Here is a 20,878-nt window from a genome sequence, read left to right as displayed (position 1 = left end):
CATCACAAGAAAGTGTGCTGCCATTAAACGCAAACCCCCAGCTTTTGGCTAGGGGTTTGTCAGCGGTCTGAAGGCTCCAATGGAGCCTTTTTTATTACTTAGTTTTTTATTTTCTTGCACTTTAATTGTCGAGCCCCGGATATTGCGTCATTTCAATTCCACTTTTTGCTCACCGCAACGACTGCATTTATAAATCGTCACCAGTTTTCCCTGCTTAACATCAAACTGCTTTTCTTTTACCACTTCCCATTTGTGAAAACCGCTGCGACACAAACTTTTACCCTTATGCTTTTCAAAAGGGCTAGGTTTTTTAAACGGAATTACATCGCCCACAGCAAAATCCAATTAATGAAGAGAAAAGATTAGGTGCGCGGAAGAGTCACGCCGCGCTGCCCCTGGTACTTACCCCCACGATCCCTATAAGAGGTCTCACAGGTTTCATCAGATTCAAAAAACAACATCTGCGCTACGCCTTCGTTAGCATAAATTTTTGCCGGAAGCGGAGTCGTATTCGAAAACTCGAGCGTCACATGCCCTTCCCATTCAGGCTCAAGCGGAGTCACGTTTACGATAATCCCACAGCGTGCATAGGTAGACTTACCTAAACACACCGTCAAAATGTTGCGCGGGATACGAAAGTACTCAACCGTTCTAGCCAACGCAAATGAGTTGGGTGGAATTATGCAAACATCACTTTTGATATCAACGAAACTTTTTTCATCAAAATTTTTAGGGTCTACCACCGTGGAATGTACATTGGTAAAAATTTTGAATTCATCTGCACAACGAACATCATAACCATAGCTGGATGTTCCATAGGAAACTATGCGCTGTCCTGCAGCATCATAACGAATTTGGCCCGGCTCAAATGGCTCAATCATGCCATGCTCTTCCGCCATGCGGCGCATCCACTTATCAGACTTGATGCTCATCAGGTTCTCCCAGGCAAATAATGAAACGGCGCGCATCATAGCCTTTTTCAGGGTAGAAAAACACCGGCGCCAGTGAGGATCAGCCGCCTCCCACCAAGGTAAATGCCATTGCGGGCGGCGTAGCTGCTGTCGAACTATCGGAGCCAGAAAGCCGATCGATGATTGCCCAATCGCTCGAGTCATCACCCGCACACTCAGCAGCCATCTTTGCCAGTGATTCTCGCATTACCAGCAAGGTTTCAACCTGCTGATCCAGCTGTTGCATTTTCTCCAACACTAAGGATTTAACCTGCGTGCAGCGCCGGGCTGGGTTTACGTACAAAGCCAACAACTCCCGACACACACTCAATTCAAAACCCGCCGCCGTGGCTCGCCGCAAAAAGGACAGGCACTCGATATCCCACCGGGAGTAAATCCGGTAACTGTTATTTGCATCTCGCGCTGGCACCACCAAGCCCAAGTCCTCGTAATAACGAATGGCCTTTGTCGATAACCCAACCACTTGTGCTACCCGGCTAATGTTCATAACCAACTCCATCTTCAAGTCCAAGTAAACATTACCCTTGTGGAATGCTTTATTCAAATTTCGATCAAATCCCATAACCTAACGTATCGGCCTGGCTTATTTTTGCTACCAATTTACACATAAATACAAATTTATGTGCCACAAACAAAGAAAAACCCATTACAATAAGTGAACCAGAGCACAGTTAAAAAAATATTTTCTTTTTTAAAATCATTAAGTTAGTGATGATTCTTGACAAAGAGACTTAATAATCCACAATGATTGCATGGTTAGTCACCAATATTCACACAGGACATGCAATGCAATATCTCGACATTAACCATCCCGAATGGCAAAAAATGTGGGACGAACTTGCCAGCTACCCATTAAACGATGGTGATCCCCTATGTGTTCATGAAGGCCAATGTTGGGAATACATGGGTTCAACCCTGGACCATCACCACTTGCGCCATGCTTGCCACCCGGTGAGCAATAAACCCGAATACATGTACATAGAGCGCTCAGGCGCTGCGCTGGGCCTGATTAGCCTGCTTTCGCCACTTCTGTAGAGCCTCGCCCCAAAAAAAGCAATCCACATACACATATAAACAAAATGTGTTAATGTGCAGCGCTTTTTATCATTTTACTTCTGTTAGAATTCACCAAAATAACAATGAAACGTTTCGTCCTGTTTTTAGGTATTGGCGGGTTTTGTACCCTGCTCCAGTTCTTATTATTAATTGTCTTTGTTGAGAGCCAATTGATGTTAGAGGTCTATGCCTCTGCCGTCGGATACGCGCTTTCATCAATCGTTAATTACTGGGCGAATTACCACTATACGTTCAGAAGTACCAGCAACCATAAAGATACCTTTCCAAAGTTTATGGTTGCGGTAGCCATCGGCTTATCAACCAACACCGCGTTGTTTGCGGCATTTTTGTTTATATTTGAAAATTATCTCGCCTTACCTTGGGTGGAGCCCTATTTGGTTGCCCAAGTACTGGCAACGGGAATTACTGTCGTAATCAATTTTCTTGTGCACAAAATATGGATTTACAGGAACCATTAAAAATGACAACAAAAATACCTTCGCTTGCCATCGTTATTCCCTGTTACAACGAAGAGGAAATGTTGCCCAAAACCTTGGCAACGATGCTGGCTTTACGAGAATCGATGATTGCCAAAGGGAAAATTAATCAGGAGTCAAAGGTATATCTGGTTGATGACGGCAGCAAAGACAAAACCTGGAAAATCCTCAATGAAGAGGCTGCAAACAACTCCGCACTGGTCGCTATTAAATTGTCGCGCAATAAAGGCCATCAAAACGCCCTCTATGCAGGCCTATGTACAACCACTGAAGATATTACCGTTAGCATTGATGCCGACTTACAGGACGACCCAAAAAATATTGAAGCCATGGTCGACGAATATCTGAAAGGCCATGATGTCGTTTACGGTGTGCGCTCAGCGCGTCATACCGATACATTTTTCAAACGCTTCACCGCGGAAGGCTACTACCATCTGATGAAAAAAATGGGCGTTGATTTAGTATTCAATCACGCTGATTTCCGTTTGTTGTCACGCCGCGCATTAGATTCATTAAAGGAGTACGGCGAAGCAAATTTGTTCTTGCGCGGATTGGTTCGTGAGGTCGGGTACCCCGCCTCAGTCGTGGAATACGAACGTCAAGCGCGCGAGGCTGGCGAAAGTAAATATCCATTAAAGAAAATGCTGTCATTTGCCTGGAAAGGTATCACCGCATTTTCAACTGCACCGCTGCGCATGATTACCATAATGGGGCTCGTTTCTGGCCTTGCTTCACTCAGTTTAATTCTTTGGGTCTTGGCAGTGCGTCTGTTTACTGATAATGCAGCGCCAGGCTGGGCATCGGTGCTATTACCACTGCTATTTATCGGTAGTGTGCAACTACTTTGCCTGGGCATTATTGGAGAATACCTTTCCAAAATTTACGAAGAAGTTAAGAAGCGCCCCAAATTTCACATTAGCGATATCGTCAATAAAAAAGATTGATGCTCTACTGGCCCTGCGGGGCCAGCAATACTCGAGATGGCGACAATGAATAACGACAACATACCGCCGCCGACCACGGCAGAACCCGCGTCTAATATTGCTACTAATCCGTCTGCAGACATCCCGGTACACACCACCGGGTTTGTTCCTCTTACACCACTGACCAATAGTTATTACACTGCAAAACAATTCCTAACCTGGTTTCAGTTTTATTTATGTGCAGCAATTTTTGCAAACCTCGGGCTGCTCTTCTGGGATGGAAATGGCGGTGATATAGGGTTTTGGGAAGACTGGGTAAAGCAACTGGCCAATCGCGGTTACAAAGATTTCAACGGCAACTACCCACCCCTCTATATACATTGGCTCTACCTCGTCGGCAAGCTATACACCTATCTGCAATTGCCGGTAGAAAATAATTTGTTTTTGAAGTTTGTTTCTCTGATCCCGATATTTTTATCGCACTTTTTACTTATTACGATAGTTCATCGCTTACTCAAAAAGCATTCAGCAGCAATCAACCATTACCATATAGCTATGCTATTAACTGCGTTGAATCCTGCGTTGTTTATGAATGGCCCCATATGGGGGCAGGTCGATGTTCTTCCGGTCATACCAGTTTTGCTCGCCATCCTTGCAAGTACCAGCAATCGATATCGCGCACTTACCTTCCCAATCTATACGGTTGCTCTATTAACCAAATTCCAGATGATCGCATTTGCCCCCGTAATGGGAGTTATCTTTTTCCGTCACTATAAAATACACATGATAGGCGGTGCGTTATCGATTCTGACCATCGCACTTTTATTTTTACCATCTATAGTTGTTGGCAGCTTCGGCCAATCTTTCAAACTGGCTTACGTTGATGTGTTACACCAGTACGGTGCAACCACCATGGGTGCTGCCAACATCTGGATTTTACTCACCGGCAACGCAGCGCCCGATACCATTATTTTATTTGGTATAGAACCAGACTCCCCCTTGGCAACCCTATTCAAAGCAAAAAACTTTGGCATGATCGGATTCTTCCTTGTCTGCCTGGCCGTATTTTTACAAGGCATGGGCAAACTGGTGGATCGAGAACTACCGGAAACCAATCCTCATAACGCAGCGCAGCTTTTCTTTTATGGAATGGTATGTACCATGGCATTTTTTGCCTTGCTGCCTGCTATGCATGAGCGCTATTTGCTGCCTGCCGTTATCGTTTCACTGGTTTACTATGCATTAAATCCAAATAAAGTTATTTATCCATTACTGTTTACGTTTGTTTCTGCATTTAACGTAGCCATGTGCCTGGGAATTAGAACATCGCATGTGTGGCCAGCAATTTCCTGGATAATGATGGGCGCATTTACCTATGCAGTGATCGAATTATTGCTTGGCAAATACTGGAGCAATTTCACCAAAAAAATATTCTTCTGGTTTTTTGGAATCAACTATGTTGCGTTACTAGTGTTGGTTGTCAGCTTCTATCTTATAGGTCAACGTCTTTACGAAGAAAGCAAACCGATTGAGCCAGCACTACAGCCCCATCAGATGTTTTTAACAGAGCTACCGGTCACGCTTACAAAGCAAGATTATGGCCAATTAAATATCGATAAGAGCGTTAACGGCAGCGTACTGCGCGCGAATGAACATCGGTATGCTAAAGGTTTGGGAACCCATGCTAATTCAGTGATTGAATATCAACTTCCCCCGCAAACTAAAATGCTCAGCGTTTCTGTTGCCTTGGATGATGAAGTAGAGTCTGCAAGTGTCAAATTTAGTGTTTGGGGCGATGAGCAGCTCCTGTGGGAATCACGCAATCACTATGGTGGAGAAGCGCCGGAACACGCAGAAATCAATCTGGAGTCGGTAAGCCGCCTACGTTTGCAAGTTGACGGCATTAACGATATAGGCGGCGATCACGCAGACTGGTTAAATCCTGTGATTACCCTGAAAGAACCAACGCCTGCCGCACCCTAAGTAACAAAATATTGAGCCTGTTATGAAGACCACCTACCGTTATTTGTTGACAACATTGCTCAGCCTGGGAGCTTTAGTCGCCCTGATGTGGATTTCCACATGGCAAGCCATCAGCTTGAAGACCATTGAAGTTGCCTATAACGGTAGCGAGTATCAACCCATTACTCTACCCTACTCGCAGGATCACATCGGCGCGTACTCAGTACGAGTAACGATTGATGGAATCAAGACCAATAAACACAGCTTTCGCATTTATCCGGATGATGAAATTCATGCGCTGTTGGTCAACGGCAAGCCAGTCTCGCTGGACCATTTGTCCGTTGATGATCGCCGCAATTACGGCGCCGGATTTAATATTGAAATTGATCAATTTACTCCTGACCAGCTGAATATTATCGAAGCGCAATTGAGCAACGCCAGCAATCCGGCCGGGTTTCGTATTGAATCAACCAAACGGCTAAGTAACGGCAAATTATTGGCCGTGTATGCAGTATTGCTAGTGCTCGTATTAGTGTTAAAGCAACATTTGAAAATTAATAGAAGCCAGGTGCTAGTACTAATAATCAGCTTGGCAATCTCAGTGTTATATCTATCAAAAACTGATGAGCGCACCCGGACTTTTGATGTATTTGAGGGCGGCGGCCATAGGGACTACATCGAATATTTAATTGAACACAAAAAATTGCCCATTCCAGGGGATGGCTGGGAATACCATCAACCACCACTTTATTACCTAAGTGCAGCGCTAGCCAAACAGGCAGCGCCGATAGACAGCAAAACCTCCGGAGAGCTTTGGGGGCAATTGTTTGCGTTGTTTTTGTGGACACTTTTTTTAGTTGGCAGCCTGGCCACAATTAAAGTTTCGTTTCGCAAACACCCATTGGTTATCTTGATGGCGAGCACCGCTTTGTGCTTGTGGCCTGCGGGAATTATCCACAGTATTCGTATTGGCAATGATCTGGGCGTATATGCGTGCTATGCGCTCGCGTTTTATTACACGATTAAATGGTGGAAAAACCGCGACTCGGCGACATTGTTTTGGGCCAGCCTTTGGATGGCCGGGTCACTGTTAAGTAAATCCAATGGATTAGCCGTTGCTGGTGCACTCGGCGTACTCATGCTATTTCATGTTTACGGCCTCGTCCGAAAACCTGCATTACTCAAACAGCACAAAACCAAACTATTGCGTGACATCGCTATTGCAGGTGGATTGTTTTGCAGCGCAATCTTGTTGAACTTCGCCGACAATATTAAACATTATCTGGATGGCACCTCCAAAGACTGGTTACTGTCCAATGTCAGCGAAATGATTAACCCCGGCCTAAAAGTGGGCAACGCGCCAAAGAATTATTTGATACTGGATTCCGCAACCTTCTTGCAAGAACCGTTTATCAGCACTTGGGAAGATAAATATGGTCGTCAGTATTTCTGGAACTTTGTATTACGCTCATCCCTTTCCAGTGAATATTCATTTAATGGCGAAGGTATGAAAATTTGGGGAATCACTAACGGAATCTTGCTAATGGCAATGCTTGCAGGAACGTTAATATTCTATTTGCAACGACAACCGCAAACCAACACCGCAACGTTAAAACGTGTTCTCTACCGCAATGCCCCTTGGATAATGGCATTGGTGTTCCCATTTATATTGTTGCTCGCCTACCGCATCAAAGTTCCGCTTTCATGCAACACAGATTTTCGTTATATCTACCCTGTACTTTTACCCATTCTTTACTTTGTATTTCAAGCATGGAGTAGTTCGTCACGTTTAATGCTCGCCAGATCTATGACGCTAGCAGCGCCCGTGATAGGACTTAGTAGTCTCATGTGGATTTATTTACTCCTTCAACAGTAATTCAACGATTAAGTTAGTGAAAAGAAGGAGTTACGCCCAAGAGAACGTTGGTTTGCATAAGGAGATAAGCTATGCGCAATTTCACATCATCGCTAGTCACAAGCTTCTACTATTTGTTCGGCCTGATTTTTTCATGGGTATTTTTAAGCATTGTCTTAAATAATCAGGCTTACCAATTTAAAACCCTTCATATCGTGCTTTACGCGATCGGATGGTTAGTTGCGACCGGCTATGTTTACAAGGCAATTAATCATACGGAACACTTTTTGCGCGCACATGAGCGCAAAGTTGCCGGTTTGTGGATACTGGTAATTTTTTCACTGCAATTATATTGCGGTTATCTGTTGGCAGTCGCCACCGGCTGGGATACAGAAGCGGTGTTTCGTGGGGCTATTTCGCTGAAAGAACAAGGCAACCTGGGCGGTTACTCTGATTACTTCCACATATTTCCACATAATTTGGGAGCCACGAGCGCATTAAAAGTGGTTTTTTCAGTTTGCTCTGCGCTAGGACTCCACGACTATCACTGGATAGCCACTGTTTACAACGTTGTGTCCATTAACTTGGGCATAACATTCGTTTACTTAATCTGTAGAGAAATAAAAAGTGTCAAGGCCGCTTTTTTATCCTTATGGTTGAGCAGCTGTTGTATTCCGTTGTATTTTTATACCCCTATTTTTTATTCGGACACACTGTCACTGCCCTTTGTGATGATGAGTTATTACATCTATCTGTTAATTCTGAAGAGCGACACGCTCAAACAACAAATCATTCGCGCCTGTTTTTTTGCTGTCGCTTGTGCACTGGGTACTTTGATTAAATTCACGGTAATTATTGTAGCGGTTGCGGTATTGCTAGACCTTCTTATCCGTGGAAAATTAAAAAGATACTGGCCAGCCATCGCTGTCTCAACCTTACTTTTATACGCCTGTTTATCCTGCTTTAAATACTATTTCCATAACCACTTACTGGATAAAACCCTGTCAGAACAGAAGCAGGTTCCCTACACTCACTGGGTAATGATGGGGCTTAGCGGCAGTGGTGCTTACAACGGCAGTGATTACGAATACACCTATACGTTTTCAACCTTTGAAGCACGAACTCAAGCCAACTTGCATCGTATTAGTGAACGACTAAAAGAATACGGAGCCTGGGGATACCTGGAGTTTCTTCATCGCAAACAACAGCTAAATTTCGGCAGCGGAATTTATGGCGTGAATGAAATGATTGATGACAATCCGATTAGACCTAACGCTTTACATCAGGTCGCCATAGAGGGAGGCAAGCACTTTGAAACGTTCAAGCATTTGGCGCACGGTTACCACGTATTTCTTTTCTTAATTATCATTCTTAGCGCAGTCTACGACGCTGCAGCAAAGACAGGTAGCGCGATGAATAAATTGGTAGCCAGACTGGCGATAACGGGCATATTTATTTTTCTCGCTCTCTGGGAAGCAAACTCACGTTATATTTTAAATTTTATTCCTATGTTTATCGCCTGCGCTGCGCTGGGTTTTCCAGAGCTTTATCGAGTGGCAGAAATCATTAAAAGATCTCTGCGGGAACATATCCAGGAATCTCGCACCGCTGCAACGACCAATTAAATTGGCAGACGCAAGCCTACCTATTCAGATAGGCTTGCTGCTCTCGCCTCACGCGCTGCAATACCCGTGTACTTCCATTTACCCTGCTTCCACCGCCACCCTTTGATTAATGCGCGCACCAGTTCATCTGATATAGCCGCGATTAACAATCCATATAGTCCAAGCCCGCCGGGAATCGCCAAAACATAAGCCAAGGGTACTGAGAACAGCCAAATAACTCCAATACTAGAAACTGACGTAAAGGTGGCATCGCCTGTACAACGCAGAGCCGAACCAACGGTAATATTTACGGTCCGCCACGGCTCTGCCAAAAAGCTAAGCACGAATGCCCAGAGGCCTATGGCAATCACTTCAGGATCACTACTGAATATTTTTAAAATGGGTTGATTGAACAACACCCAACACAACGCCAAGACGCTGGTTCCAATCAGCGAAATTTTTAAACTTTGCATGAGCTGTTGGTTAACCAAATCAAACTCGGCGCGCCCTACCCGCTGGGCAATAATCGCTTCAGTTGCCATGCCAATGGCGATGGAAACCATCAAGCAAAATAAAAACGTGTTGTAGGCATAAACTTTAACCTTGAGCGCCAAATCACCCACTTCAGCGGCAATCCAGTTAAGGGCAATCATGTATGCCTGGAAAGACATGGGTTCAAGAATTGACGGCGCGGCAATCATAATAACAGGCGCAATTAATACTCCAAACTGCTTTAGACCTTCCTGTAATGGAATGTGAATACGCAATTTGAAATGCACCACTACCATCACGAATAGCAAACTGATTGCCGCTGCGATAATACTGGCGACTGCTACACCGACAACACCCGTAGGCGGTATCGACATAAACCCGTAGACAGCAATGTAGTTACCAATCAAGTTCGCGGTAAATAAGATAATGTTACTGTAGGTGTTCCATTTGGGTTCACCGTAAATATTGAGAATAGTTTGGTAAATAACCCGGCATCCCCACAACGCGACCATCCAACCTATGATTGATAAATAAGTGCGCGCATGGTGCTCAACCTCGCTACTCAGTGACATGGATGATGCAACCAAGGGCCCACCATAATTCACACTTAAGGCGGCAACAACCGCCAGCATTAATACAAAAATCATATAGGCCGCGATAGTCGCATTGCCGCGCGCATAATCATTTGCGCCTATGCGCTGACTCGCGATACTCGCACCGGCAAATGCGCTCACCACCAAAAATGCGTTGGCGACAAATACTAATGGAGTAATGGCACCAACGGCCGCGGCGGCACTATCGGAAATGCGGCTCAGAAAATACATATCAACCAATGGAATGGTATAGGTCACCGCCTGGTCCACAAACATAGGGCCGGACATACCCCATATGCCTTTTTCCAGTACGGTGCTTTGTGGCGGCTTGCGATTCAAGTTGCCTCCCGCAAAACAATTGCCGGAGGAGTGGTGACCACTCTGCGACAACCCAGGTAACCTAATCCCGTCACCAATAGTGCACCGCTCAAGGGCGAAACTAACCAAAATAAATAATGCGGTTGTATCGGTGTTTTCAACACAAAAGTCTGCAGGCTAATTAATAGAATTTCCGTTCCCAAAATAGCAATTAACCCCGCCAGAAAACCCAGAATCGCAAATTCTGTACAGATACTTCCTATAATTAGTTGACGTGGACTGCCCAACGCACGTAATAACCCGGCTTGTTGCTTGCGAACAGCGATACTCCCCATCACCGCAGCAAACAACACCAAGCAGCCGCCGATCAACGTGAGCCATAACACCAGCAAAACACCATCGCTTACCTGGTTCACAATGGAGCGAATTTGCTCAATGATTCGATCCAACTCCATTAACAAAATGGTGGGATGATCATGTAACAGGGTATTGATAAAGGATTTTTTGTCCGCCGGTAAATAAATACTGGTGATATAGGTGGGCGAATAAGTATCTAGCGAACCAGGTTCAAAAATAAAAAAGAAATTAGGGCGCATACTGCGCCAATCCAGACTACGGAAGCTAGCCACCTGCGCGTGCATTTCCAATCCACCAAATGAAAACTGCAATTCATCGCCTAACTTCAGGCCAATCTCCTTAGCGGCGTTAATTTCTACGGACACCCCCGGCAACTCAGTTTCTTTACGCTGCCATTGATCCCACCATTGTCCCTCCAGAATTTTATTATCAGCTGCTAATTTTTCCGCCCAGGTAACATTCAACTCCCGGCGCAAGGCGTTGCTAGTGGAACGTTGTTCTTCAGTAGTTTCCACACCGTTAATGTGCGTTAAGCGCGCGCGCATCATTGGGTAAATAGGTTCAGGGCGAACCTTTGCTTCCTGCAATAGTGACTGAACTTGCGGCAGTTCATCCGGTGGGATATTTACCAAAAAGTGATTGGGAGCGTCATCCGGCACTTGCACTCTCCATTCTTCAATTAATGAAGTCCGTACAATTGTCAGGGTAAACAGCAGCATAATTGCAACGGCAAATACCAGTATCTGGATTAAGCTTTGACCGCGATTACGCTGCAAATTGGCAAAAGCCAAACGCCAAAAACCACCGAGATTGACGACCCATTTTTTGCTTAGCGCCAATAAACCGTAAGCAACAACCATGGTCGCCACAACCACCACCAGCAACGCACCGCTGATACTCAGTGCAAGCTCAAGGTCGCGGCTAAATAAAATAACCAAGGTCAACACCGCAAACAACGCCAGCACCGCTTGCATCCATACGTGTGTTGCATTTACCGCTAGTTCGCGACGCAGAATTTTTAACGGTGGTACTGCTGGCAAATGCCAGAGCGCTGGTAATGCAAAAAATACCAAACACATTAGACCGCTAAAAAAACTCAAAGTGTATGGGTAAATGCCCGCTGCCCCAAGACGGATTTGATAGGCCTCTTGTAAGCTAACGGCAATGATTTGCTGTAAAAAATTGCCGAGAACTAACCCCAACAGCGAAGCAATGGCACCTAGCACAAATAATTGCGAAAAATACAAACTGCGAATTCGTGTTGCACTGGCGCCCAGAGTTTTCATTAACGCCACTTGATCAGTATGACGACCAGAGAACTGCCGCGCCGCTATGGCTATTGCAACACCGGATAACAACACCGCGATTACCGCTGACAGCAGTAAAAACTGTTTGCTGGTCTTCAGCGTCTGTCCGACGCGCTCTTGCGCTGAATTAATATCAATCAGCCGCTGGTGCTTTGTTAATTGCGGTTTTAGTTGATCGATAAATTGTTTTAACGCTCGCACATCATCGCTGGCGAGCAACCATTGGTAATCTACCCGACTGCCTGGTTGCACCACTTGGGTTTTCGGCAAATCGACGATATTCATAATCAGGCGCGCACCGGTCATGCTAAACGGGCTGGCGCTGTCTGGCTCGCGAATCAATACATTCGTAACCGTCAATTCAAATTCACCCACCGCGACCTTATCGCCCAGTTGAATTTTTAATAATGGTAGCAAGCGGGAATCCACCCAAGCTTCACCCGAACCTGGAATCCCTTTGGCGATTTCAATATCGCTGGCATTAATTGCAAATGGAACGCGACTGATTTCAAATTTACCACGCAAGGGATAGCCCGCATCCACGGCTTTCACAGAAGCCAGATGCATTTCATCACCGGCAAATACCATAGAAGAAAAGAGAACCGATTGCGTCTGACGAATGTCTGCCACTTCCGCTGCTTTAGTCCAATCGCCATTATGAGACTGGGACCCACGCACGATGTAATCAGCACCCAACACACTATTACTTTCGCTAACAAGCGTAGTTTCAAGACGATCAGTAAAAATCGCGATGCCACTTAATACCGCAACGGCTAATATTAACGAAAACCCCAGCAGCTTTAGTTCACCACTACGCCAATTGCGTTTGAGTAATTGAATCGCCAGCATGCACTACTCCCTACGCGATACTATCGCGCCCGCTGCAATTTCAATACGCCGTTGACACAATTGCGCCAGACGCTCTTCGTGAGTAATTAAGATCAGCGTTGTTCCCTGCGCACGATTTAATTCAAACAACAATTCAATGATCCGTGCACCGGTTGCTGAATCCAGATTACCCGTCGGTTCATCAGCAAATAAAATGCGCGGTTCACTGGCAAATGCACGCGCAATCGCCACACGCTGTTGTTCACCACCCGATAGTTGTTGCGGATAGTGATGTACTCGCGCATCCAAACCAACACGGTGCAAAAACTCCCGCGCCTTTAACTGGGCCGATTTATCACAGCGAAGCTCCAGCGGTAACATCACATTTTCCAACGCTGTAAGGCCAGGCAATAATTGAAATGATTGAAAAATAAATCCAACATTCTGCGCGCGCACTGCTGCACGCCCTTCTTCATCCAATTGCGACAAATTGGTTCCATTTAAAATAACTTCACCGCTGGATGGAACATCCAGTCCGGCAAGAATCCCAAGCAAGGTAGATTTACCGGAACCGGAAGCACCGGTAATTGCCAAAGACTCACCGGCGTTAACTGACAATGAAATCGGCTGCAGGATCAACAACTCACCTTCTTGTGTAGAAACATGTTTTGTCACGCCCCTGGCTTCAACCATAGTGGTTAACGAAACGGCATTTTCGCGAGATGCTTGACTGGAAAGCACAGACATAATTGATTAACCTGTAACACATTGAGTAAGCCCATTCTATTGGCTGAGGAAGCTGTTAACCATGCAAAAAATGCACATTTACCTGTTTTTACTCCTGACTTTTGTCACTAATATTGCGTTGGCGCAATCATCTACCACCAAGCTATTGGTGATGGGTGACAGCCTGAGCGCGGGCTACGGCATTGATATCCAGCAAGGTTGGGTTAGCTTACTTGAAAAGGAATTAAACAAAACTCACAAGGTACAAATTATTAATGCCAGTGTCAGTGGCGAAACCAGTTCCGGTGGAAAAACTCGCTTACCTGCACTACTCGCAGAACACAAACCCGATGTGGTTATTTTGGAATTGGGCGGCAATGATGGTTTGAGGGGGCAACCGTTAAAATTATTAGAAAATCATTTGCAGACCATGATTGATGCCAGCAAAACATCCGGTGCAAAAGTAATACTGGCAGGCATGCAAATCCCACCGAATTATGGCCCACGTTACAGCACACAATTCAAAGCGCTTTATGCAACATTAGCGGAAAAAAATCAGGCAGGCTTAATTCCTTTTTTATTGGAAGGGATTGGCGGAAAAGCTGAATTAATGCAGCGCGATGGCATTCATCCCACTGCTGAGGCACAGCCCATTATTGTGGAAAATGTATTACCAACAATTAACAAAATAATAACACAATAAAATCCAATCAATGCGCGAACCGCTGCTTAAAGCGGCTCTAAATAATCAACCAATAATTGCAAATTGGTGTTGCCACGAAATTCATTGATATCAAGCTTATACGCTAGGCGTACACGCTGTATCTGTGGATTCGGCCAAATACTGGTATCGACATTAAACGCGATAGCATCAACAAGTTGCTGCCCTTGTGCATCCACTGCCAGCGTCATTTTCAGATGCTTTTCGCCAACTTTGCGCTGCTGCAATAGATAAAACTCTCCATCAAATACTGGCTCAGGGAAATGTTGCCCCCAGGGGCCTGCATCGCGTAATTGCGCAGCTACAGGCAGAGATAAATCCTGCGCAGCCAGTTCGCCGTCACTCATTACTACCGCTTGCAAATCTGCCTCAGTTAATTGGCGGCGTACTTCATCATCAAAAGCCTGCGCAAATGCCGCAAAATTAGCACGCGCCAAACTCATTCCTGCCGCCATAGCATGGCCACCAAACTTTTGCAGTAATTGCGGATGGCGTGCTGCTACTGCATCCAGTGCATCGCGAATATGCAAACCGGGAACCGAACGTGCTGAACCTTTTATCTCACCATCACCAACATCAGCAAATACAATCGTCGGGCGATGGTATTTATCTTTAATACGCGAAGCGAGAATCCCAATCACTCCCTGATGCCAGGTTTCATCAAATAGGCACACACCCCATGGCAGGTCATTGGCATCAGCCTGCAAGGTCTTTTGCAGCATACTCATAGCCTCCTGCTGCATGCCGGTTTCTATGGCTTTGCGATCGCGATTTAACTCATCCATTTGCGCGGCCATTTCACGCGCAAGATTTTCGCTTTCACACAATAAACACTGAATACCGAGCGACATATCATCTAATCGCCCGGCCGCATTCAAGCGCGGGCCTAACGCAAAACCAAAGTCACTCGCCACCAATTTGTGTGCTTGTTTTCCGGCAACTTCCAGCATGGCTTTAATACCCGGACGGCAGCGACCCGCGCGAATTCGCTCTAACCCTTGCGCCACCAGGATGCGATTGTTGTGATCCAGCGGTACCACATCGGCTACGGTTCCCAGCGCAACCAAATCGAGAAAGCTCGCCATGTTGGGTTCGGCAATATCGTTTTCCTCAAACCAACCGATTTGACGCAGCTCCGCACGCAACGCATTCATCACGTAAAAAATAACACCCACACCGGCAAGACTTTTACTTGGAAACTCACAGCTTGGTTGATTGGGGTTAACTATCGCATCGGCATCGGGCAATTCCGCACCCGGCAAATGGTGATCGGTAACTATGACCGCGATACCCAACTCACGCGCGGCATTCACACCCTCAATGCTGGAAATTCCATTATCTACCGTAATAATAATATCCGGCTGCATAGCAGCGGCTACCGCCACAATTTCCGGTGTCAATCCGTAACCATATTCAAAGCGATTAGGAACCAGAAAATCCACATTAGCCAAACCCATAGCCTTCAAAGCCAATACCGCCAATGCGCTACTAGTTGCTCCATCTGCATCAAAATCACCAACAATCACGATTTTCGCTTGTGCCACCACAGCGTCAGCCAACAAACCCACCGCCTCTGGCAAACCTTTAAAGTTTGGTTTTAGCAAATGCGCCAATTGGTATTGCAATTCGCGCCCATGGCGCACACCGCGCGCCGAATAAATTCTCTGCAACAGCGGATGTAAAGGCTGGTCAAACTGTGCGAGCGGCACACTTTCACGGCGACGTATGGTTTTTTGCATAGTTATTTCACAAAATTAAAAAACGGACAGAGCAAGGTAAATCAGCGACCATAAAAAAAGCCGCACAGGAATTTCCAGTGCGGCTTTTTAAGCTTACCAACTATTACTTGCGCACATTAGCAGCAACAAATTGTTGCACCTTTGCCAAATCTTGCGGCAATACGGTATAGCGCTCTTCACGCTCAAACAAATCTTTCATGTGGTGCGGTAATGCCGGATCATCGCCCTGCCCTGCTTTACGCACGGCTTCCGGGAATTTAGCCGGATGCGCAGTTGCCAAAATTACCATGGGAATATCCTGGCGGCGACGGGTTTTACGCGCAGCATCCACACCGATTGCAGTGTGAGGATCCAACAGGTATTCGGTGCGATCAAACACTTCACGAATCACATCGATAGTCACCTCATCACTAACGCCATGACTGGTAAACAATTCACGCGCACGCACCAGAGCAGATTCTTTCACGGTCATGCTGCCGGATTTAAAGTCTTCCATCAGCTGACGAATTGCACTGCCATCACGATCATACAAATCAAACAACATGCGCTCGAAGTTGCTGGACACCATTATGTCCATACTTGGCGATAATGTATGTTGCAACTGATGTTTGCTGTGATCATTACTGCTAATGCAACGATGCAGAATATCGTTGCTGTTAGTTGCAATAACCAATTGATCTACAGGCAAGCCCATTTTCTTAGCAAGGTAACCTGCGAAAATATCACCAAAGTTTCCAGTGGGAACTGAGAAAGCAATAGGACGATGTGGCGCACCCAATGCCAAACCGGCATAAAAGTAATAAACGATTTGCGCCATGATGCGCGCCCAGTTAATCGAGTTCACTGCAACCAGTTGACGACCTTCCGGCAGGAAGGATTGATCCCCAAAGCTGGCTTTCACCATGTTCTGGCAATCATCGAAGTTACCTTCAAGCGCAATATTGAAAACGTTTGGCGCCAGCACAGTGGTCATTTGACGGCGCTGCACATTGGACACGCGATTGTTCGGGTGCATGATGAAAATATCGATATTGTCGCAACGACGACAACCTTCAATGGCTGCCGAACCGGTATCACCGGAAGTTGCGCCCATCACCACCACTTTTTGGTTGCGTTTTTTCAGCAGATGATCAAGCAAATGCCCGAGAAATTGCAGTGCGAAATCTTTAAACGCCAGCGTTGGGCCCTGGAACAATTCAAGAATCCATTCGTTGTGTGCGGTTTGCACCAAAGGTGCTATGGCATCGTGACGGAATGTCGCGTATGCATCAGCGATAATTTTTTTAAAATCTTCATCACTAACAGCACCGGCGACAAAGGGTTTCATCACATTAAATGCGAGTTCTTGGTAGGACAAACCCGCCCATGATGCAATTTCTTCTTTCGAAAATGTTGGCAAGGTTTCAGGTACGTACAACCCGCCATCCGGAGCCAGACCGGTAAGTACCACTTCTTCAAAACTAAGTGCGGGCGCCTGGCCGCGAGTACTGATGTATTTCACAATAAATAACCTTTAAAAAGTTTTGCTTCCGGGTTGCGATTATTTCAACGCTTCAACACGAATACGCTGTACGGAACCGCTAATAGAATCCAGTGCTTCAATGCTGCGAATAGCGGCAGCCAATTTTTTGTCCTGCACTTTGTTGGTCAGCAAAATCAGCGGCACTGTAGAGTCGCCTTCTTTAGCTTCCTTTTGGATCATGGCCTCAATACTAATACCGGAATCGCTCAAAATGGTTGCTATTTTAGAAAGCACGCCCGGCTTATCTTGCGCAGACATACGTAGATAGTTAGCGGTTTCCACCTCTTCAATTGCGAGAATTGGTTGCTCGGAAACAAAATCTGCGCCAAAGCCTAAATAAGGCACGCGATGTTCAGGTGATGCGGTCAACGTACGCGCAACGTCAACAATATCGCCCACAATGGATGAGCCTGTAGGCTCAGCACCGGCACCCGCTCCGTAGTAGAGAGTTGCACCGACTGCATCGCCTTTTACCAAAACCGCGTTCATCACACCGTCAACATTGGCAATCAAACGCTTCTCAGGAATCAAGGTTGGGTGAACGCGCAATTCAATGCCTTTGTCAGTGCGACGGGCAATTCCCAGATTCTTAATGCGATAACCCAGCTCTTCAGCGTAGGTCACATCTTCTGTAGCAATTTTGGTAATGCCTTCCGTGAAAACCTTGTTTATCTCTAACGGAATACCAAATGCCAAGGACGCAAGAATCACCAGTTTATGGGCGGCATCGATACCTTCCACATCAAAAGTGGGGTCTGCTTCGGCATAACCTAAAGCTTGAGCCTCTGCCAACACATCATCGAAAGAGCGTCCCTTATCACGCATCTCGGTGAGGATAAAGTTGCCAGTGCCGTTAATAATCCCAGCTAGCCACTCGATGTTGTTAGCTGCCAAGCCTTCGCGAATTGCTTTAATAATAGGGATTCCGCCAGCAACCGCAGCCTCAAACGCCACGGTTACTCCCTTGGCTTTGGCCGCCGCAAAAATTTCATTGCCATAATGAGCAATCAATGCCTTGTTGGCAGTGACTACATGTTTGCCATTTTCAATGGCTTTTAGCACTAGATCTTTAGCGATGGTTGTACCGCCGATAACTTCTACCAGCACATCAACGTCGGGATTGTTGGCAACCTCGAAAATATCGCGAGTAACATTGAATTTTGATGTATCAACATTGGGGTTATCGCGACGAGCACCAATTTGAACAATTGAAATATTGCAACCGGCACGGGCATCAATATGCGCTTTGTTGCGCGTGAGAATATTTACTGTACCGCTGCCCACGGTTCCCAGACCGCAGATGCCTATTCTTACCGGGTTCAAGGTGAGTTCCTCGTCAAATTTAAGGGAGATTTACGCCAATACTAAAAAAGACGGCCACCATACTCATGGTGGCCGTCAGTGTCAATTCCATCGCCAATGGCCACCAAAACATAGGTCGCCACAGGTCGATTTTTGGCAATAATCGCTCGGTTAAATACCCAATGTACGAGCGAGATCTTCTGGAGGCAAATAGCCCGGCATCAACTTGCCATCAGGCAAGAACAGCGCCGGCGTACCATTTACACCCAGCTGACCACCTAACTGGAACTGCTGTGCAACCGGGTTATCACAGGTTGCACCGGGAATAGATTCATCAACTTTCAATTTGGTTAACGCGGATTGCTTATCTTTAGCACACCATGCAGAAATCAGCTTGTCAGCTGACGGACTGGGGATACCAGCGCGCGGATAAGCCAGATAGCGAATCTCGATACCAAGATCGTTGTAACCTGGTTTTTGCTGCCCACCCTCCTCGTAAGCATGCATTTGACTGTGCAACTTCCGACAGTAGCCGCAATCCACATCGGTAAATACATACACAACCGCTTTGGCCTTACCTTTTGGCTTAAAGTTAATGCTGGATTTGCCATCTAGCGACGCCAACGCTTTCTTACGCTCTTCCACTACGAACGGATCTTCCAACTTGGAAAAACCCGTTGAATCAATGCCGAAAACCTCACCCGCAATAAACTTGTCACCCTCCGGCGTTACATACAAGATCGGCCCGCCAGGAACTTGAACCTGATATAAGCCTTTGATCATAGAAGGACGCGGCTGCCCGAAATTAATATCCGGACGCGCCTTATGTAGATTTTCTAATATGGTTTCTTCTACCGACTTACGCTTGAGAAGCTCACCTTGAGCCAAAGCCATAGGCGCCATGGCTGAAATAGACAGCCCAGCAAGCGCAACCAATCCTAAGTGTTTCAATGTTTTTATCATAATAATGTCTCGTAAAAGTCAATAAACGTCGTTAACCGCGCGGATGATGCTGCGCATGCTGCTGCTTCATCCTCAATTTCGCCACATGGGTATAAATCTGGGTCGTTGATAAATCGCTATGCCCGAGTAGCAACTGTACCACACGCAAATCTGCTCCGTGATTCAATAAATGTGTCGCAAACGCATGGCGTAAAGTATGGGGGGACAACTCAGCCTGAATACCTGCAACCTCGGCCCAATACTTAATACGATACCAAAACGTCTGACGAGTCATCGGCTGCGCCCTTGTACTGGGAAATACTATCTCATCCGGGATATTATTCAGCAACACAGGTCGCGCTTCGCGCAAATACCGCTCCAACCAACGTGCCGCTTCTTCACCCATGGGTACCAATCGCTCCTTGCTACCCTTACCAAGAATACGCACAACATTCTGGCGAAGATTGATTTGCGATACCGTCAGCCCCACCAGCTCGCTAACGCGTAGACCGCAGGCATAAAGGACCTCCAGCATAGTGCGGTCGCGCAATCCGAGCGGACTTTCTACATCAGGCGCGGCAAGTAGTGCTTCGACATCAGATTCCGTTAAAGATTTCGGCAACGGTTTGCCTAATTTCGGATTTTCTATAAGCGCGACTGGATTCTCCTTCAACACCCCCTCCCGCAATAGATACCGATAAAAACCCCGCAAACACGACAGAAATCGCGCAGAGGTTCTACTGGATAGCTTTTGCTGGAAGCGAAAATCGAGGAACTGCTGGATTGCTACAGAATCCGCAACATCCAACCTACTGCCCCTCTGGTTTAACCAGATTGCAAACTGCGACAAATCGCGGCGATAAGATTCTTGCGTAAGATTACTTAAGCCTTTCTCCATCCAACTACTATCGAGAAATGCACTAACAAGGTCCAAATCGGCAGCGCTGGGAATATTGACTTGATCAGCACTATGCTTCGGCAAAACCTCATCCATACATCCATCACCTCACACAGATATCGAAACTCGCAATTCGGGGCTAACTTAACACCCGCCAACACCAAAATGAAATCAAAATAACAATAAAAAACCTACAAAAAATCTATAAATAGCCCGACAAACAAAAAAGCCGAAACAGTTTCCTGTTTCGGCTTTTTTCAATCGA

Annotated in this window: 18 protein-coding genes; 7 read left to right on the top strand and 11 right to left on the bottom strand. The window is 46.1% G+C overall.

Going from position 1 to position 20,878, the window contains the following annotated elements; genetic code table 11:
• Positions 1-147 precede the first annotated feature (147 nt).
• The 3 genes from D0C16_RS00810 to D0C16_RS00800 all read right to left on the bottom strand — a co-directional run bounded on the left by D0C16_RS00810 (position 148) and on the right by D0C16_RS00800 (position 1,458).
• On the bottom strand, positions 148-333 hold the full coding sequence (locus D0C16_RS00810; protein ID WP_039912055.1) for a hypothetical protein: 186 nt from the start codon (positions 331-333) through the stop codon (positions 148-150).
• Between the two features lie 29 nt (positions 334-362).
• On the bottom strand, positions 363-932 hold the full coding sequence (dcd, locus tag D0C16_RS00805) for a dCTP deaminase (protein ID WP_039912207.1): 570 nt from the start codon (positions 930-932) through the stop codon (positions 363-365).
• Positions 933-1,011: 79 nt separating this feature from the next.
• Entirely contained in the window at positions 1,012-1,458 is a 447-nt protein-coding gene (locus D0C16_RS00800) for a MerR family transcriptional regulator (RefSeq protein WP_191968621.1), read from the bottom strand.
• Between the two features lie 299 nt (positions 1,459-1,757).
• Here D0C16_RS00800 and D0C16_RS00795 point away from each other — a divergent pair, with 299 nt between their 5' ends.
• The 6 genes from D0C16_RS00795 to D0C16_RS00770 all read left to right on the top strand — a co-directional run bounded on the left by D0C16_RS00795 (position 1,758) and on the right by D0C16_RS00770 (position 8,889).
• Entirely contained in the window at positions 1,758-2,006 is a 249-nt protein-coding gene (locus tag D0C16_RS00795) for a 4-diphosphocytidyl-2C-methyl-D-erythritol kinase (RefSeq protein WP_151030577.1), read from the top strand.
• Between the two features lie 104 nt (positions 2,007-2,110).
• A complete protein-coding gene (locus tag D0C16_RS00790) occupies positions 2,111-2,506 on the top strand; it encodes a GtrA family protein (protein WP_151030576.1) in 396 nt (131 codons plus the stop codon).
• A 2-nt stretch (positions 2,507-2,508) separates the two neighbouring features.
• Positions 2,509-3,468: a glycosyltransferase family 2 protein gene (locus D0C16_RS00785; protein WP_225318851.1), complete on the top strand. Its 960-nt coding sequence runs from the start codon at positions 2,509-2,511 to the stop codon at positions 3,466-3,468.
• 45 nt (positions 3,469-3,513) lie between these two features.
• Entirely contained in the window at positions 3,514-5,430 is a 1,917-nt protein-coding gene (locus D0C16_RS00780; RefSeq protein ID WP_191968620.1) for an NPCBM/NEW2 domain-containing protein, read from the top strand.
• Positions 5,431-5,452: 22 nt separating this feature from the next.
• Positions 5,453-7,285, top strand: a complete 1,833-nt coding sequence (locus D0C16_RS00775; protein WP_151030573.1) for a hypothetical protein — start codon at positions 5,453-5,455, stop codon at positions 7,283-7,285.
• Positions 7,286-7,356: 71 nt separating this feature from the next.
• Positions 7,357-8,889, top strand: a complete 1,533-nt coding sequence (locus tag D0C16_RS00770) for a glycosyltransferase family 39 protein (protein ID WP_151030572.1) — start codon at positions 7,357-7,359, stop codon at positions 8,887-8,889.
• Between the two features lie 20 nt (positions 8,890-8,909).
• On the opposite strand, the gene D0C16_RS00765 is transcribed toward D0C16_RS00770, so the two are convergent.
• The 3 genes from D0C16_RS00765 to D0C16_RS00755 are packed head-to-tail and all read right to left on the bottom strand — an operon-like array spanning position 8,910 to position 13,510.
• On the bottom strand, positions 8,910-10,292 hold the full coding sequence (locus D0C16_RS00765; protein WP_225318850.1) for an MATE family efflux transporter: 1,383 nt from the start codon (positions 10,290-10,292) through the stop codon (positions 8,910-8,912).
• Positions 10,289-12,784, bottom strand: a complete 2,496-nt coding sequence (locus D0C16_RS00760) for an ABC transporter permease (RefSeq protein WP_151030571.1) — start codon at positions 12,782-12,784, stop codon at positions 10,289-10,291. Before D0C16_RS00760 ends, D0C16_RS00765 begins: the two co-directional genes overlap by 4 nt.
• Positions 12,785-12,787: 3 nt before the next feature.
• Positions 12,788-13,510 (bottom strand): ABC transporter ATP-binding protein, encoded by a 723-nt coding sequence (locus D0C16_RS00755; RefSeq protein ID WP_304487104.1) that lies wholly within the window; start codon positions 13,508-13,510, stop codon positions 12,788-12,790.
• A gap of 61 nt (positions 13,511-13,571) precedes the next feature.
• Between D0C16_RS00755 and D0C16_RS00750 the strand changes: the two genes are divergently transcribed.
• Complete coding sequence (locus tag D0C16_RS00750) at positions 13,572-14,192, top strand: arylesterase (protein WP_151030570.1); 621 nt, start codon at positions 13,572-13,574, stop codon at positions 14,190-14,192.
• Between the two features lie 26 nt (positions 14,193-14,218).
• Here D0C16_RS00750 and recJ read toward each other — a convergent pair whose 3' ends face one another.
• The 5 genes from recJ to xerD form a co-directional block, all read right to left on the bottom strand.
• Entirely contained in the window at positions 14,219-15,949 is a 1,731-nt protein-coding gene (gene recJ / locus D0C16_RS00745) for a single-stranded-DNA-specific exonuclease RecJ (RefSeq protein ID WP_151030569.1), read from the bottom strand.
• 103 nt (positions 15,950-16,052) lie between these two features.
• Positions 16,053-17,450, bottom strand: a complete 1,398-nt coding sequence (gene thrC / locus D0C16_RS00740; protein ID WP_151030568.1) for a threonine synthase — start codon at positions 17,448-17,450, stop codon at positions 16,053-16,055.
• Between the two features lie 39 nt (positions 17,451-17,489).
• A complete protein-coding gene (locus tag D0C16_RS00735) occupies positions 17,490-18,794 on the bottom strand; it encodes a homoserine dehydrogenase (RefSeq protein ID WP_151030567.1) in 1,305 nt (434 codons plus the stop codon).
• Positions 18,795-18,944: 150 nt separating this feature from the next.
• Positions 18,945-19,736, bottom strand: a complete 792-nt coding sequence (locus D0C16_RS00730; protein ID WP_151030566.1) for a DsbC family protein — start codon at positions 19,734-19,736, stop codon at positions 18,945-18,947.
• Positions 19,737-19,767: 31 nt separating this feature from the next.
• Positions 19,768-20,709 (bottom strand): site-specific tyrosine recombinase XerD, encoded by a 942-nt coding sequence (gene xerD, locus D0C16_RS00725; protein ID WP_151030565.1) that lies wholly within the window; start codon positions 20,707-20,709, stop codon positions 19,768-19,770.
• Positions 20,710-20,878 lie beyond the last annotated feature (169 nt).

Source organism: Cellvibrio sp. KY-GH-1 (genome assembly GCF_008806975.1).
In the GTDB taxonomy this organism is placed as follows: domain Bacteria; phylum Pseudomonadota; class Gammaproteobacteria; order Pseudomonadales; family Cellvibrionaceae; genus Cellvibrio.
The sequence above is the reverse complement of the archived record's forward strand: the minus strand, read 5'-3'. Positions and strand labels throughout refer to the sequence as shown.

Coding starts and splice junctions, on each gene's coding strand:
- dcd (WP_039912207.1), bottom strand. CDS start 932: ATGAGCATCAAGTCTGATAAGTGGATGCGCCGCATGGCGGAAGAGCAT.
- D0C16_RS00800 (WP_191968621.1), bottom strand. CDS start 1,458: ATGAACATTAGCCGGGTAGCACAAGTGGTTGGGTTATCGACAAAGGCC.
- D0C16_RS00795 (WP_151030577.1), top strand. CDS start 1,758: ATGCAATATCTCGACATTAACCATCCCGAATGGCAAAAAATGTGGGAC.
- D0C16_RS00790 (WP_151030576.1), top strand. CDS start 2,111: ATGAAACGTTTCGTCCTGTTTTTAGGTATTGGCGGGTTTTGTACCCTG.
- D0C16_RS00785 (WP_225318851.1), top strand. CDS start 2,509: ATGACAACAAAAATACCTTCGCTTGCCATCGTTATTCCCTGTTACAAC.
- D0C16_RS00780 (WP_191968620.1), top strand. CDS start 3,514: ATGAATAACGACAACATACCGCCGCCGACCACGGCAGAACCCGCGTCT.
- D0C16_RS00775 (WP_151030573.1), top strand. CDS start 5,453: ATGAAGACCACCTACCGTTATTTGTTGACAACATTGCTCAGCCTGGGA.
- D0C16_RS00770 (WP_151030572.1), top strand. CDS start 7,357: ATGCGCAATTTCACATCATCGCTAGTCACAAGCTTCTACTATTTGTTC.
- D0C16_RS00760 (WP_151030571.1), bottom strand. CDS start 12,784: ATGCTGGCGATTCAATTACTCAAACGCAATTGGCGTAGTGGTGAACTA.
- D0C16_RS00755 (WP_304487104.1), bottom strand. CDS start 13,510: ATGTCTGTGCTTTCCAGTCAAGCATCTCGCGAAAATGCCGTTTCGTTA.
- D0C16_RS00750 (WP_151030570.1), top strand. CDS start 13,572: ATGCAAAAAATGCACATTTACCTGTTTTTACTCCTGACTTTTGTCACT.
- recJ (WP_151030569.1), bottom strand. CDS start 15,949: ATGCAAAAAACCATACGTCGCCGTGAAAGTGTGCCGCTCGCACAGTTT.
- D0C16_RS00730 (WP_151030566.1), bottom strand. CDS start 19,736: ATGATAAAAACATTGAAACACTTAGGATTGGTTGCGCTTGCTGGGCTG.
- xerD (WP_151030565.1), bottom strand. CDS start 20,709: ATGGATGAGGTTTTGCCGAAGCATAGTGCTGATCAAGTCAATATTCCC.